This window comes from Kitasatospora sp. NPDC097605, assembly GCF_040302725.1.
Lineage (GTDB): Bacteria > Actinomycetota > Actinomycetes > Streptomycetales > Streptomycetaceae > Kitasatospora.
Genome location: NZ_JBEOSF010000004.1, coordinates 1 through 15133 on the forward strand (window position 1 = coordinate 1; position 15133 = coordinate 15133).

A 15133-nucleotide genomic window follows, 5' to 3' on the forward strand; every position below is an offset into this window, starting at 1 on the left:
ACGCCGTCCTCACCATGTCCGGCACCCTCACCGCCGACGGCGTCCCCCTCACCCCCGGCGCCATGCTCTACCTCGGCACCGGCCGCCCCCACCTCCCCCTCCACGCCACCACCGACACCGCCTTCCTCCTCCTCGGCGGCGAACCCTTCCCCGAGAAACTCGTCATGTGGTGGAACTTCATCGGCCGATCCGGTGACGAGATCGTACAGGCACGAAACGACTGGGAGAAGGGAATTCGCTTCGGTGAAGTCCACGGCTACGACGGTGCCCGACTGCGGGCGCCGGAACTGCCCGACATCCCCCTGAAGGCGCGCGGTCGGGTGCGCTGACCTGCGAGAATGGTGACCTGACGGCGTGTTCGACTGTCATCTTCGACGGGGTCGAGTGGGGCTATCCGGCTCCCCGGCGGCGAGTGGTCACTCCCCGGTTCAGCTGCTCGCGGGAGGTGATATGGGTGGCCTCTCATTTCTCAAGTTTGGGAGTCCATGGCACGGTCTGCTCGTATTGATGCTGACTTCTTGCTGACTTTCCTGATGGGGCATCAGTTGATGACGGGCCGGACGCCTGTTCGGTCCGGCGATGCCAGGCCGTCCCGTCCTGCGGCACCACGAGCAGCACGTCCTCCTGCGGGGCGACGACCGTCCAGGTGGCGGGGGAGGTCCAGCCGACGATTCCCGGGGCGAGCAGCGGCAGCTGCGGTGCCCCCGGGCCGACGCGCGGCACCACCGTGAGCGCGCTGCACCAGACGGGCGCCGCGGACAGGTTGGTGACCGTCAGGCGCAGGTCGGCGCGAAGTAGCTCACCCTGCTCAGGGCTGGCGAGCAGTTGGTCGGGCACGGTGGAGAGCTCGATGTCGAGCGGCGGATCCACGGATCTCCTTGGTCAGCGGCCGAACGGGAACCAGTAGGCGAGCACCTTGTCGGCGAGCGGTCGGCAGGTCTCGCGGGTGGCGCAGACCGACGCGATGTCCGGTGCTTCGGCTTTCCCGCAGGTCGGGTAGTGCACACCCCAGATGACGGGGTTGCCGCCGAGTATGGGCGCGAGCAGGCCGGCAGGTCCGCCAGCATTGTGCGAACGGCTCCCGCGTTCCGGTTGAGCGGCGCCCCGCCGCCGCGCACGATCAACTGGAGCTCGCCCGCGGCCTCGCCGGTGCAGGCGAGCAGACCGTCGGTCTCGGCGTCGAACGCCCCACACGGGCCGCCTGGCAGGGCTTCCCGTGCGGAGCGCAGGAGGCCTACCGGGCCCGAGGCCTCCAGGCGTTCGGTGATCGTGACCGCGCCGCCGGTGAACGCCGAACCGAACGCGGTGGAGGACGCGCTCAGGATCCCGGACCAGCGGCTACCTGACGACCGCTCAGGGCGTTCGGCTGCCGGACTCGGACCACTCGCTGAAGGCTGGCCCGCGGGGGCCGGTGCTGCTGCAGGTGCGCCGCGGCGTCCGCAGGCGCGCCGGTGTCCCGTCCGGTCGCGGACAGCGGAGCGGGCGCCCGCTGATCCGGCTTCGGGGGCAGCGGCGCCCGCGGCTCGGTTGGCTCCGCCACCTGCGGATGCTCAGCATCGGGTGCACCGGGCACCCGTGGTCGCCGCCGTGGCCGCTCCATGGAAGGGATGCCCTCCGCAGCCTCCACGACCTTGTGCACGATCTTCTTCACCGGTCCGGGCTCCACCACGACGTCCTCCTCAGGGCTGCTGTGTCCAATGCCCGGTAACCCTGGATCGCCGCCGCCAAACGAATCGCCGCGCAAACGAGTGGTGGGCCCCGCTGCGCCGGCTCCGGGGCTCGGATGTGGCCTCGACCGCGCGGTGCCGCTCGTTCGGGCCTCCCGGGGGAACGGTCGCGTAGGCGCAGTCGACGGTTCAGCGCGTTCTGTCTCGGCAGGGCCGCCGGCCCGCCGGCCGCCCTTCCTGCGGCCGCCGGGCCGGCGGGCACTCACGCACCTGTGCGTGAGTGCCGGAGCACGCTTCAGGGGTTGTACCGCTTCAGGAACAGCTGCTTGCCGCACTCCTGGGCCAGCCACAGGCGCCGGTGCTCCCCGAAGTCCGCGAGTCGGGGGTTGTCGAAGGTGTGGGGGAAGTCGGATTCCGGGTTGACGGTGACCCAGACGCGTTCCAGGCACCAGGCGGGGCGGTGGCCGTCCGGTTCGAGGCGCAGGTACGTCGGGAAGCGGTCGAGGTCGTCGGTGTCCAACTGCGGCCTGCGGGGATCGTTGCGGCTCGGGTTCTCCACGTTGGAGTCCTCGCCCAGGACGAAGGTCCAGTTGTCCCCTCGCTCCAGTCCTGCGCTGGTGTCGGCGGCGTTCAGGAGGAACTCCCGGCCCGCGATGCCCAGGTAGACCCAGCCGTGGGTGCCGGCGTTCGGAACGTCCGCGGTACGGACGCGGGCCTTGATCTTCTTGATGTCAGCCACCTTGATCCTCCTTTTCCCGTCGACGTCCTTGACGCCTCGTGAACGTGCACGATCTACGCCCGATTATTCCTCGCAGTGTGAAATTCGAACCAGAATCATGGACCTCCCCTGCCGACGCCCCTGCTGATGCGCCGGCGAAAGTACGACCATCGCTCCGCGCCATCGGCCGCCACCGCCCGGAAACCCGACCCGCGCACGCTCGCCATACCGCCACGAGCAGGGAACTCTCCTGCCGTGACCGCACAGTCGACGTCCGCACCCGAAACCTCTCCCACGCCGAGGTGCCGATGATCCCTCGGTTCTGAATTCACTTCTCCCGCACACGCACACGCCGGGCGCACAATTTCTGACGCGCTCCCCTGCTTCGGAGAGCGCGACTGGGCACACGTTTCCGGAAGCGCCCGCGGGACACCATTCAAGAAAGCCGATCAATTCCGCCGGAGCGTCGAGAATTCCCTCGGCCGAGCCGCGCCGGTCCTTCGAGGAGGCCCCATGTCCCGCCATCAGCGGTCCTCGTTCAGCCATGCCCTCCGTCGCATCGTCCACGCGGCGGAGGACTTGGTGGACGACACCCTGGACAGAGCCGGTGACTTCGAGCGGGGGATGCGCCACTCGGTCAGCCGCGCCCTGGACGACGACCCGGACCGCCACGACCACCACCCCCGGCACCACGACCGCGACGACTACCACCACGACCGCGACGACTGCCACCACGACCGCGGGGGCTGCCACCACGGCCCCCACGGCGGGCACGGCCACGGCCATCCTCACCACGACCACGACGACTGCCACCACGGCCACGACCACGGGCACCACGGCCCCGGCCACGGGCACCACCCCCGTCGCGACGACCGGGACCGGGACGATTCCCGGGAATGGGAGGGCCCCCGGGAGGGCGGCGGCCCCCGAGACGACCGGACGGACGGGCGGGACGGTCGCGAGAGCGGCGAACTGCGCTCGCTCAAAGAGCAGTTGATGCACCTCGCCAACCGCATCGACCGGCTGTCCGATGGCGACCGCTGACCGCCGGGCGGGCCGGCCCGGTTCCGGACGGCGGCGCCCGTGGTGAGCGGCGGCCGGGGCCGGCTGCTGATGCGGATCCTCGCCCAGCTGGCCGGGCAGGAGGCGGCGCGCGCGGTCAGGCCGCACCAGGGGCTCGTGAACGGACAGGGCTCCGGAGCCGTCCGGCGCGCCCGGGACCTGCGTGACGCGCTGGAGCGGCTGGGCCCCTTCTACATCAAGGTCGGCCAGATGCTGGCGACCCGCCCCGACATCGTCTCCCAGGAGATGATCGACGAGTTCGAGAAGCTCCAGGACCGGGCGGCTCCCGCCCCCTTCACCCAGTTCGAGCCTATCCTCACCGAGGAGCTGGGACCGCTGTGGCGGAGCGGCTTCCGCGACATCGACACCGGCAATCCGCTGGGAACCGCCTCGCTGTCGCAGGTGTACCGGGCCCAGTTGCCCTCCGGGCGCCAGGTCGCCGTGAAGATCCAGCGCCCTGGGGTCCGCGAGACCGTCGCCGCGGACATGAAGCTGATGGGATCACTGGCGCGATTCGCGGCCCGCCGGGCGCGCCGGTTCAACGAGGTCATCGACGTCGAGGCCATGCTGAGCGTGGTGTTCGACGCGATGCGGCCGGAGTTGGACTTCGTCATGGAGGCCCGCAACATGACGGAGGCCGCCAAGGCCGCGGAGGACTTCGAGTACATCGCCGTACCGGAGGTGGTCCGGGCCACTCCGCGGGTCCTGGTGCAGAGCCTCGCGCCGGGAAAGCCGATCCGCGAGGCGGACCGCGACGCGTTCAGCGCGGAGGAGCGCGCGGCGATCGGACGCGATCTCCTGGCGTTCATGTACCGGGGCTTCTTCGTCGACCGGGTCTTCCATGCCGACCCGCACCCCGGGAACGTCTTCGTCCACCCCGGGCAGCCGGCCACGCTGATCGACTGGGGCATGGTGGGCCGCATCGACCGGCCGATGAGCAACAGCATCCTGCTCCTGCTGCTCAACCTGGCGATGAACGACGGGGCCGGCACCGCGCGGGCGTGGATCGACATGGGCAGCACCACGTCCTGGAGCAACGCCTCCGCGTTCGCCGGGGACATGGCGGCCCTGGTGCCCCAGATCGCCACCGCGTCCCTGGAGGACCTCAACTTCGGGGTGACGCTCACGGCGGTCCTGCAACACTCCACGCGGCGCGGTATCCGCACCAGTCCGATGGTCTCCGTCCTCGGCAAGTCCTTCGCCAACATCGAAGGGTCCATCCGCCACCTGGCGCCCGAGATCTCGATCATCGACGTGTTCTCCGAGGAGCTCACGGGCATCGTGATCGATCTCGTCAAGGAGTCCCTGGCACCTCAGCAGGCGGTCCGCACCGCCCTGGAGATCATCTCCGCTGGCGCCGCCGCGCCCCAGCAACTGCGCGGGGTCACCCGGGACCTGTCCAACCGGGACCTGACGATGCGCATGACCCTCAACGACGCGGTGCGCGGGGCCCGCCGGGAACCGGCCCTGAGCCTGGGCGCCGCGGAGGTCGCGCTGACGCTGGGCGCCGCGCTGCTCTGGCGCCACCAGTCGAGGACCGGCTAGCAGCACCCGCGGCACGCCCGCGCCTCGCACCACAAGGAGTCCAGGTGAGTCCGAACACTCCCGCCGCCGATGTCCTCGACCCGCCCCGCCTGCGTACCCGCATCGACGCCGTCCTCACCGAGTTCCTCCGGCACGCCCCGTCCGCCGCCGTGCCCGCCCAGCACGGCTCGGCCGGCGAACTCGCACGAGCCCTGGGCGACTTCGTCCTTGCCCCGGCCAAGCGGATCCGGCCCGTGCTGTGCGTACTGGGCTGGCACGCCGCCGGCGGAGGCGGGGACGAGGAGCGGGTCCTCCGGTTGGCCGCCAGCCTTGAGCTCTTCCACGCCTTCGCGCTGATCCACGACGACATCATGGACGCCAGTGAGACCCGCCGCGGCCTTCCCACGGCCCACCGCGCCTTCGCGGCCCGGCACGCCGGCCGGTGCGATGCCGACGCGTTCGGAACCGGCGCCGCCATCCTCCTGGGCGACCTCGCACTGGTCCGCGCGGACGAACTGCTGCACACCGCGCAGCTGACCGGGAGCGAGTACCGGGCCGTCCTGCCCCTGATGGACGCCATGCGCGCCGAACTGGTCCACGGTCAGTACCTGGACCTGCTGACCACGGGAACCGTCACCCCCGACATCGAGTGCGCCATGGCCGTCAACCTCTACAAGACCGCGAAGTACACCGTCGAGCGGCCCCTGCACCTGGGCGCCGCCCTCGCCGGCGCGCCCCCCGGCCTCCTCCGCGCGTGCTCCGCCTTCGCGCTCCCGCTGGGCGAGGCGTTCCAGCTGCGCGACGACCTCCTGGGCGCCTTCGGCGACCCGCGGTTCACCGGCAAGTCCGCCTGCGAGGACCTGCGGTCCGGCAAGGCCACCGTCCTGACGGCCCTGGCCGTACGCCGGGCCGGCCGCGCCGACAGGGAGCAGCTCGCCCGGCTCGTCGGCGACCCGGGCCTCGACGAGGAGGGCGTGGCGCGGGTGCGCCGGATCCTCGACGGCACCGGAGCGCGCGCTGCCGTGGAACGGATGATCACCGACCGCTACGACGTCGCCCTCGCCGCGCTCGACCGGTCCGGCTTCCCCGCCGAGGCCGTCTCCGCCCTGCGCGGCCTCGCCGCCGCCACCGTCCACCGCAGCGCGTGAGGCGCCCCAGCGGCCGACCTGCCTTCCGACCACGACGCACCGGAGGAACAGTGGGCACCACCCTCGACTTCCTGCCGTTCTACTGCCCCGTCCCCTCCGCCATCCACCCGCAGGTCGACGCGGTCGAGCGCCGGGCCCGCGCCTGGCTCGACCGGACGGGGCTGTGCCCCACCGCGGCGTCCAGGGCCTGGACCGCAGGCACCAACAGCGCCGAGTTCTACGCCCGCTTCGCCCCCGACGCCGATCCCGACCGCCTGTGGATCGCCGTCTGCTGGGTCTACTGGGGGTTCGCCTTCGACGACGCGCGCTGCGACGACGGCCCGCTCGCCGCGGACCCGGCCGGCTTCGCCGCCATGGCCGGGACCGTCCAGCGGGCCCTGGAGCTGCCCGGTTCCCTGGACACCGGCGACCCGTACGCCGCGGCGCTGCACGACATCGGCGAGCGCTTCCGGGCCTGCGCCGGTCCGGTCCAGAACCGGCGCTTCCAGCAGGCCCACCGCGCCTGGCTCAGCGGAGTGCAGTGGCAGATCGGCAACCGCGCCGCCGGCCGCATGCCCGACCTGGACGGCTACCTGAGCATGCGTCTGCACTCGGCGGGCGGCGAACCCACCTACGCCATGCTGGAGATCGCCAACGGCATCGAGGTACCGGCCGCCGAGATGGACTCCCCCGCCGTCTGCGCGCTGACCGAGATGGCGATCCTGGTCGCCGCCCTCGACAACGACCGCCACTCCCACGCCAAGGAGACCGGCCACGGTCAGACCGACCAGAACATCGTCGCCGTCCTGACGACGCGGCACGCCCTCGGTTCCCGGCAGGCGGTCCGCGAGGCCGTCGCACTGCGCGACGCCGTCCTGGACAGGTTCCTCGCGCTGCGGGCCGAGGTCGCCCGACGCGCCGGCGCCGACCTGCGCCGGTACCTCGACGACCTCGGCCACGGCATCCGCGGCAACATCGAGTGGGCGCTCCGCGTCCCCCGCTACCTCGGCCTCCGCGACGCCGCTTCCGGCCCGGGCGCGCCCGGCGCCCCCGACGCCCTCCCCTGGGCCGAGCGACCGCTCACCGGTGCCCTCGACCCCCGCCGCCTTCCCAGCATCTCCTGGTGGTGGCAGGACCTTTCGTGCTGAACCGGCCGGGGCCGGGTGCTGTCAGCGGCCGGTGCCCGGCGGCCGCCCACCCCGGGACGGGAACGTGCTGGTCAGGGCGACGGCGGCGCGCACGACCGGCGCGGTCATGATCCCGGCGACGCTGGTGCGGCCGGCGATGTAGGCGTCGAGGCGACGCCATGCGAGGGGCAGCCGGGTCAGGGCTGTGTGGACGAGAGCGGGGTTGCGGACGAAGAGGTCCATCAGCGTGCTGCTGGCCCGCATCTCCACGCCGAGGACGTCCTCGATCTGCTGCCGGTAGCCGTCGGCCGCCAGGTGCGCCTGCGCCGCGTCGGAGGTGCGAGCGAGGCCGACGGCGGCGTTGCCGGCCAGGTCTCCGGAGCGCAGGGCGTAGGAGATGCCTTCCCGTGACCAGTGGTCGAGCAGGGCCGCGGCATCGCCGGCGACCAGCACCCGCCCCCGCGACAGGGGTGAACCGGGGCGACGGCACCGGGTCAGGTGGCCGGTGTCGTGGAGGGGGCGGGGACCGAGGAGACCGTGGCGTCCGAGGAAGTCCTCCTTGTAGGCGCGCAGGGCGACGGGATTCCCCCGGGCAGCCACCACGCCGGCAGTGCAGACGTTCCCCTTGGGAAAGACCCATCCGAACGAGCCGGGCAGGGGCCCCCACTCCATGAGGAGACGGCCCCGCCATCGGTCGGCCGTCCTGTCGTCGACCGGCACTTCGGCCTCCAGCGCCAGGTCGACCTGGGCGCACTGGACTCCTACGTACCGGGCGACCTTGCCGGCACTGCCGTCGGCTCCGACGAGGGCACGGGCGCGGAGGGTGTCGCCGCGGCCGGTCCGCACGGTGACGGTGTCGCCGTCCTGGTCCAGGGCGGCCAGCACGGTGCCGTCCCGGACTTCCGCGCCGGCCCCTGCGGCGGCTTCGGTCAGGGCCGCGTCGAACTCGCTGCGGTGGACCATGGCGATGGTCGGGCAGGCGGAGGCGAGGGTGCGCTCCCTCCGGCCGTTGAGGCCGAAGGTGAACCGCCCGGCCGTGTCGTGGACGTTCAGTGACAGGCCTGGTGGCAGCGCGGCGAGGGAGGCTCCGATGAGGCCGCCCCCGCACGTCTTGTAGCGGGGGATCGTGGCACGCTCCAGCAGGAGCGTCCGGCAGCCGTTCTCGGCAGCGACGCGCGCGGCGGTGGTGCCGGCCGGGCCGGCTCCGACGACGATCACGTCCCAGATGCCGGGGCGGCGGGTGAGGCCGGAGGACGGGGACATGGGTGGTCACCTCTCGGTGGGGGCGGAACGGGCGGTGGGACGTCACCCGGAACCGGCCGGGGACGTGACGGCCGGTGCCGCCTCGGGCGTCGCGTCGTCCAGCTGCGGTGCGGGGTGGAGGCGGGCCAGGAGGTACCGGGTGAGAGCGGAGGCGGTCGGGTGGGTCCACATCACCGTCGTGGGGATGTCCAGGGCCAGTTCCCGTTGCAGCCGGTTGCGCAGGGCGATCGCCATCAGCGAGTCCAGGCCGATCGTGACGAGGGACGTGTGGGCGTCGAACCGGTCGGCTGCCACGCGCAGGACCGCGGCGATGTGTTCGACGACCCGCGGCTGGAGCAGCCGCTGTCGCTGCTGGGGGCAGGCCGTCTCCCGCAGCGACGCGAGCAGGAGGCTGCCGGTGGCGGCGTCCGTGCCCGCCGCGGGATCCGCCAGTTCGGCGAAGAAGGCGGTGCGGCCGACGGCGGGAGAGGACTCCAGCCACCGGGCGAAGTCCGCAGGGGTATAGGCCGTGCGGTCGCGGTCGTGGGAGAGGATGCGTTCCAGGGCCGCAATTCCCTCGGCCGGCGCGATCATGGCGTAGCCGCGCTCCTCCAACCCCGCACCGCGCCCGACTTCCGCCCAGGGGCCCCAGTTGACGCAGAAGGTCGGCAGGCCCTGGGCCCGGCGCCAGGAGGTGAACTCGTCCAGCCAGGCGTTGGCGGCCGCGTAGGCGCCCTGCCCCGGGTTTCCCAGCAACGAGGCTGCGGAGGAGAAGCCGACCCACCAGTCCAGCTCCTGGCCGGCCGCGGCGTGGTGGAGCAGCCAGGCCCCGGTCGCCTTGGCCCGCCAGGCCTTCTCCAGGAGGGCGGACGTGAGGTTGGCGACGGTGGCGTCCTCGACGACGGCCGCGGCGTGCACGATGCCGCGCAGTGGGTGGCCGGTGTCCAGCGCGGTCCGTACGAGGGTGTCGGCGACGCCGGGCGCGGTGAGGTCCGCGCTCACGACCTCGAAGCGGGTACCGAAGTCGGCGGTGGCCGCGTCGAGGGCGGTGCGCACGGACCGGGTGGGGGCGCTGCGGGAGGTGAGCACCACGGCGGCGGCCCCCCGCTCGGCAAGCCACCGGGCGACCAGGAGACCCAGGCCGCCGAGGCCGCCCGTGACCAGGTAGCTCGCGTCGGGTCGGACGACGGGCACGTCCCCGGGCCGCACGGGCAGCAGGGCGTCGGTGCCGTCCGCGGGCCAGGTGAGGACGAGCTTGCCGGTGTGCCGGGCGGCGGCCATGGTGTGGAAGACCGAGGCCGCCTCGGCCACGGGGTGCTCGGTGACAGGCAGCAGCGGCAGGGTGCCGTCCGCGAGCAGGGCCGTGAGTTCGCGGTAGCCCTCGGCCAGCAGGGCAGGGTCCTGGCGCATCATCATCAGCACATCGACGCCGGCGAAGCTGGTGTTGCGCCGGAAGGGCAGCAGCCCCAGCCGGGTGTCGGCATAGATGTCCCGCTTGCCGAGTTCGATGAACCGGCCCCGGTGCGCCAGCAGGCCGAGACCGGCGGACTGTGCCGGGCCGGTGAGGGAGTTGAGCACGACGTCGACGCCTCGGCCGCCGGTGAGCTCGCGCACCTGCTCGGCGAAGTCCAGGGTGCGGGAGTCCATGACGTGCTCCACGCCCAGACCGCGCAGGTAGTCCCGTTTGGCCTCGCTGCCCGCGGTGGCCCAGACCTCCGCGCGAAGCACCCGCGCCAGGTTCAGCGCAGCCAGACCGGTGCCGCCGCTCGCCGAGTGGATGAGCACCTTCTCGCCCGGCCGGAGTCGGGCCAGGTGCCGCAGGGCGTACCAGGCGGTCAGGTAGGCGCACGGCAGGCCGGCGGCGTCCCGCGTCCGCACCGCCCGGGGAACCGGCAGAAGGCAGTCGTCGCGGACGGTCGCGAAGGAGGACATCACGGCCGATTCGGCCCCGTCCACGAACATCGCGGCTACGCGGTCCCCCACCTGGGCGTTCCGCACGCCGTCCCCGACGGCGGTGATGACGCCGGCGCCGTCGAACGCGCAGACATCCGCCCGCTCCTCGCCCGCGTTGAAGCGCTGGTAGACGCCCATGGCCTGGAGCACGTTGATGAAGTTGACGCTGGTGGCGTCGACCCGGACCTCGACCTCGCCCGGCCCGGGCCTCCGCCGGGACTGGGCGACGAACTCGAAGGAGTCGAGATCACCGGGGCGCGCGAGGTGCAGTGCGACCCGGTCGCACCGGCGGTCGACGGCGGAATGACGGCGCTCGCGCTCGTCCAGCGGGGCGTTGCGCAGCCGCGCCAGGTACCGCGTCCCGCCCCGGTGGGCGACCTCGTCCTGCTCGTCGGGGCAGGACAGCAGTTCTGCGGCCACCTCCTCGGCCGTCGTTCGCCGCTCCACGTCCAGGACCGCGGGGCGCAGTTCGGGTTGTTCGTGGCTCAGGACCCGGACGAAGCCGCGCAGACCCGCCTGCCCCAGGTCCGGCCGGTCCCCGGGCAGGACCTGCTGCGCTGTGGACGTGACGGTCCACAGGCGGGGCGCCGTCGCACCCTCCGTGGTGGGGGCGAGTGCGCGCGCTGCTCCGGCGAGGCGGGCCACCTGCTCCAACGCCAGGCGGTCGGGCGATGGGCGGTCCGGTCCGTCGCCCGACGCCGGCAGGTACACCACTGCCTGGGACGCCACTCCCGCGTCGGCGGCCGACAGCGGGATCGTGCCGTCCGGCGCGGGCCTCCGGAGGCGCACGGTGGCCCCGTGCTGTTCCAGTGCCTTCCGCAGGGCGATCGCGTCGGACTCCCGCCCGTCCTCCACAAGGAGGGTCCAGGCTCCGGTCGGTTCTCGCGGCTCCGGGCGTTCGCAGGGCTCCCAGACCGCCCGGAACAGGCGCGCGGCGAACCGCTGCTCCGCACTCTCGGCGGGCATGTGGCGGAACTCGACCCCGGTCGCGTCGGCGACCACGGAACCGTCCTCGGCCCACAGGCGGAAGTCCGCGCGGTACCGGTCACCGTCGATGCCGGTGAGGGTGACCAGGCAGTACCCGCCTAGCGGGACCGTCCCGTAGAGCCGCAACGCCTCGATGCCCCGCGGCAGGATGCCTCCCGCGGGCACGGAACCGCACCGCAGCACGGCTCCCGCGACGGCCTGGAGACAGGCGTCGAGCATGACGGGGTGGCAGTGGAGCGCCTGCGTTCCGATCCGTCCCCCGTCGGGTACCCGCAGCCGGGCCAGGAGCCGGGCGCCCGGGCGGTCCGCGGCCCTCCCGTCCGTGGACAGGGCTCGCAGGGCGACGAACGGCGGGCCGTGGTGCACGCCGCGCTCCTCACGCATCTGCCGGTAGACGTCCGCCACGTCGACGGCGTGTGGGAACTCCGCCGTCAGGCCGTGTGGGTCCCGACCGTCCGGGACGGGCTCCGACTCGGGTACGAGGTGCAGGAACGCCTCGGCGTGCTGCACGCGGGTGCCGTCGGGCGCCGTGCCGGCCACCCGCCAGCGGGCGGTGTCCGGGCCGGCCGCCTCGGCGGTGGCGGTGACGGTCGTGCCGTCGGACGTCGGCAGCAGCAGCCGCTGGAGGTCGATGCCTGTGATGCGCAGGCGCTCCGGGCCCGTGCCGTACAGGTCGATGGCGGCGGCGACGGCCATCTCGCACAGCGCGGCGCCGGGCACCACGACGACGCCGTTCACGCGGTGGGCGTCCAACCAGGGAAGGGTCGCGGGGGTGATGCGCGTCTGCCACAGGTGGCGGCCCCCGCCGTCGGGATCCTCGGTGTGCGGGCCGGTGAGCGGGTGCGGATGCCCTGACGACTGCCGCAACGGTGAGGGATCGACGACGTACCGGGTTCGCTCCCAGGTGGTCGGCGGCACGTCGGCCAGGGCGCCGCCGCGGTAGCGGTCGGCCCAGTCGAGCGGGTGGCCCGCGCAGTGCAGCGCCGCCACATGGGTGTGGAACGCCAGCGCGTCGTCGGCGTCGCGCAGCAGGGAGGGCACCACGGCGCTGTCGCCGTGGCCGTGCGCGGCGAGCGTGGCCTGTACCGGGTGGGCCAGGACGGGGTGCGGGCCGATCTCGACGAACAGCCGGTACCCGTCCTCGGCCGCGGCTCGGACCGCGTCGGAGAAGCGCACCGGCCGGCGGAGGTTGTACGACCAGTAGGAGGCGTCGAAGGCCGGGAGTTCGCGCGGGTCGTCGGTGACGGTGCTGTAGAACCGCGCGTCCGGCCTCCTGCCGGAGACCTCGGCGAGTGCGTCGGCGAGATCGGGCAGCACTGCATCCATGTGGGCGGTGTGCGAGGCGACGTCCACCTCGACCACGCGGATGCCGATGCCCCGCGCGTCCCACTCCTCGGCGAGGCGGCGGATGCGGTCGGCGTCGCCGCCGACGACGGTGGTCTCCGGGGACGCGACGACTGCCACGGCGACCCCGCGCACGTCCTGTTCCGCCAGCAGCCGTACGACCTCGGCGCGGCCGAGGGCCACCGATGCCATCAGGCCCTGCCCGGCGGTCCGCAGGATCAGCCGGGAGCGCCGGCAGATGACCCGCACGCCGTCCTCGACGCTCAGCCCTCCCGCGGCCACCGCGGCGGCGACCTCCCCCATGGAGTGGCCGATCACTGCCGCCGGTTCGACGCCGTGGGACCGCCACATCGCCACCAGGCCCAGCTGAATGGCGAAGATCACCGGCTGGACCCGGTCGAACCCGGTCACCACCTCCGGCCGGCCCATCGTCCGACGCAGGGAGAAGCCGGACTCCTCCGCGACCAGCGGCTCCAGCTCGTCGACGACCCGGGTGAACTCCGCGTCGTGGTCCAGCAGTCGACGGCACATGCCCGCCCACTGCGAGCCGTGCCCGGAGAAGACCCACACCACACCCTGTCCGGCGCCCGCAACCGCTCTGCCGGTCGCCACACCGAGGGGCGCGGCCCCGGCCGCCAGTTCCTCCAGCCGCGCCACCAGCTCCGGCCGGCCGCTCGCGACGACGGCAGCGCGCTCCCTCGCCGACGAGCGACGCACGGCCAGGGTGTGCACCACATCCCCCAACGGCACCGTTGCCCCTTCTCCGGCCAACCACCGGGCCAGGCGCCCGGCCGCCGACCGCAGGGCCCCGGGCGTGCCCGCCGACAGCGGGAACACCAGAGGGGCCCGGTACTGCCGGACGCTGCCGACCGGAACCGTGCGCCGGGGTACCGGGGCGCGCTCCAGCACGACGTGGACGTTGGTACCGCTGATGCCGAAGGAGGACACGGCGGCCAGCGGCGTCCGTCCCCGCACCGGCCACTCGGTACTCTCGCTGGGCACGAACAGCCGGGTGCCGCGGGGGTCGATCTGCGGGTTCCAGCCATGGAAGTTGAGGCTCGCCGGAACGATTCCGTGCCTGAGGGCGGCGATCGCCTTCAGCAGACCCGCCACGCCCGACACCGGCTCGGTGTGCCCGATGTTCGTCTTCACCGAACCCAGCGCGCACCGGCCCCGGCCCTTGCCGTAGACCGCGGCCACCGCCGCGAACTCGATCGGGTCGCCCACCGCCGTGCCCGGGCCGTGCGCCTCCACCATCCCGACGTCACCGGCCTCGACGCCGGCGCGCTCCAGCGCCAGCCGGTACAGGTCGATCTGCGCGCGCTCGGAGGGCGCGCTCAACCGGGTGCCCCGACCGTTCTGGTTGACCGCCGTACCGCGCAGCACCGCGAGCACCCGGTCCCCGTCACGCACCGCGTCCGCCAGCCGCTTGAGCACGACCACGCCACAGCCTTCGCCGCGGACGTAGCCGTCGGCGGCGGCGTCGAAGGCGTGGCAACGGCCGGTTGGGGAGAACACGCCCCACAGCGCAGGAGCGACGACTCCCTCCGGCCCCAGGGTGAGCATGGCGGCTCCTGCCAGGGCGACGTCCGACTCACCGGTCCGCAGGCTCTGGCAAGCGGCGTGCACGGCGACCAGTCCGGACGCGCAGGCGCTCTCGACGACCACCTGAGGCCCCCGCAGGTCCAGCATGAAGCCGACGCGGCCGGGCCCGATGCTGTCGAAGCCGGTGTACATCGCGTAGGCGCCGGTCTCCGCCAGAGGCCGCTGCACGCGAAGCATGTAGTCCTTCTGGTACAGGCCGAAGAACATCCCCGTCGGCGTACCCGCGAGCCGCCCGGCGGGAATGCCGGCGTGCTCGATGGCCTCCCAGACCACTTCGGCCAGCAGCCGGTGCTCCGGATCGACCCAGGGCGCCTCCTGGGCGTTGATCCCGAAGAACTCCGGCTCATAGGCGTAGACGTCGTCATCGAGGAAGCAGCCGTAGCGCAGCCGCGCCGCAACCTCGGCGGGGAGGCCGAGCAGTTCCGTCTGCTCCCACCGTTCCGGCGGCACCTCCCGCACGGCGTCTCGACGTGCGGCCAACAACCGCCACAGTGAGCCGAGGGAATGGACACCGCCGGGGAACCGGCAGGCGGCTCCGACGACCGCGACCGGTTCGTCCCGACCTGCTCCGGGTGCCGTGACTGCGGGGTGCACATGCATGACGTGTCCGCCCTTCACCGTGAAACCGGGGAAGTGGCCGATTGCAGCACGTTCCGTACCGCGCTCCGCATCGACCGTGTGATATCTCTTGTGTCGGTACGCGGCGGAGGCCCCCGCAGGGCGCGTTTACCAGCGGTTGGTGGAGTACCAGGGCACATCGACAGCCGAACACGCCAG

Annotated in this window: 10 protein-coding genes; 5 read left to right on the forward strand and 5 right to left on the reverse strand. The window is 73.0% G+C overall.

What is annotated here, in order from left to right; translation table 11 throughout:
- Positions 1 to 329 (forward strand): pirin-like C-terminal cupin domain-containing protein (locus ABTX81_RS05495; RefSeq protein WP_350541670.1); only part of this gene is annotated, 329 nt, incomplete at its 5' end.
- A 133-nt stretch (positions 330 to 462) separates the two neighbouring features.
- Here the strand turns inward: ABTX81_RS05495 and ABTX81_RS05500 are convergent.
- The 3 genes from ABTX81_RS05500 to ABTX81_RS05510 all read right to left on the reverse strand — a co-directional run bounded on the left by ABTX81_RS05500 (position 463) and on the right by ABTX81_RS05510 (position 2406).
- On the reverse strand, positions 463 to 870 hold the full coding sequence (locus tag ABTX81_RS05500; RefSeq protein ID WP_350541671.1) for a hypothetical protein: 408 nt from the start codon (positions 868 to 870) through the stop codon (positions 463 to 465).
- Positions 871 to 882: 12 nt separating this feature from the next.
- Positions 883 to 1005 carry a hypothetical protein gene (locus ABTX81_RS05505; protein ID WP_350541672.1) on the reverse strand — a complete coding sequence of 41 codons (123 nt, stop codon included), beginning with the start codon at positions 1003 to 1005 and terminating at the stop codon, positions 883 to 885.
- A gap of 957 nt (positions 1006 to 1962) precedes the next feature.
- Positions 1963 to 2406 (reverse strand): hypothetical protein, encoded by a 444-nt coding sequence (locus ABTX81_RS05510; protein ID WP_350541673.1) that lies wholly within the window; start codon positions 2404 to 2406, stop codon positions 1963 to 1965.
- A 492-nt stretch (positions 2407 to 2898) separates the two neighbouring features.
- On the opposite strand from ABTX81_RS05510, the gene ABTX81_RS05515 reads away from it, so the two are divergent.
- From ABTX81_RS05515 to ABTX81_RS05530, 4 genes are read left to right on the forward strand one after another with little or no spacing between them, the layout of a single operon-like run.
- The gene (locus tag ABTX81_RS05515) at positions 2899 to 3429 is read left to right on the forward strand and encodes a hypothetical protein (protein ID WP_350541674.1); all 531 of its coding nucleotides are present in this window, start codon (positions 2899 to 2901) and stop codon (positions 3427 to 3429) included.
- A gap of 42 nt (positions 3430 to 3471) precedes the next feature.
- Positions 3472 to 4992 carry an ABC1 kinase family protein gene (locus tag ABTX81_RS05520; RefSeq protein ID WP_350541675.1) on the forward strand — a complete coding sequence of 507 codons (1521 nt, stop codon included), beginning with the start codon at positions 3472 to 3474 and terminating at the stop codon, positions 4990 to 4992.
- A gap of 44 nt (positions 4993 to 5036) precedes the next feature.
- Positions 5037 to 6119 (forward strand): polyprenyl synthetase family protein, encoded by a 1083-nt coding sequence (locus tag ABTX81_RS05525; RefSeq protein WP_350541676.1) that lies wholly within the window; start codon positions 5037 to 5039, stop codon positions 6117 to 6119.
- A 50-nt stretch (positions 6120 to 6169) separates the two neighbouring features.
- Entirely contained in the window at positions 6170 to 7246 is a 1077-nt protein-coding gene (locus ABTX81_RS05530; RefSeq protein ID WP_350541677.1) for a terpene synthase family protein, read from the forward strand.
- A gap of 21 nt (positions 7247 to 7267) precedes the next feature.
- Here the strand turns inward: ABTX81_RS05530 and ABTX81_RS05535 are convergent, their stop codons facing one another.
- On the reverse strand, positions 7268 to 8488 hold the full coding sequence (locus tag ABTX81_RS05535) for a geranylgeranyl reductase family protein (RefSeq protein WP_350541678.1): 1221 nt from the start codon (positions 8486 to 8488) through the stop codon (positions 7268 to 7270).
- A gap of 42 nt (positions 8489 to 8530) precedes the next feature.
- Positions 8531 to 14956, reverse strand: coding sequence for an SDR family NAD(P)-dependent oxidoreductase (locus tag ABTX81_RS05540; protein WP_350541679.1), 6426 nt, complete (start codon positions 14954 to 14956; stop codon positions 8531 to 8533).
- Between the last annotated feature and the right edge of the window lie 177 nt (positions 14957 to 15133).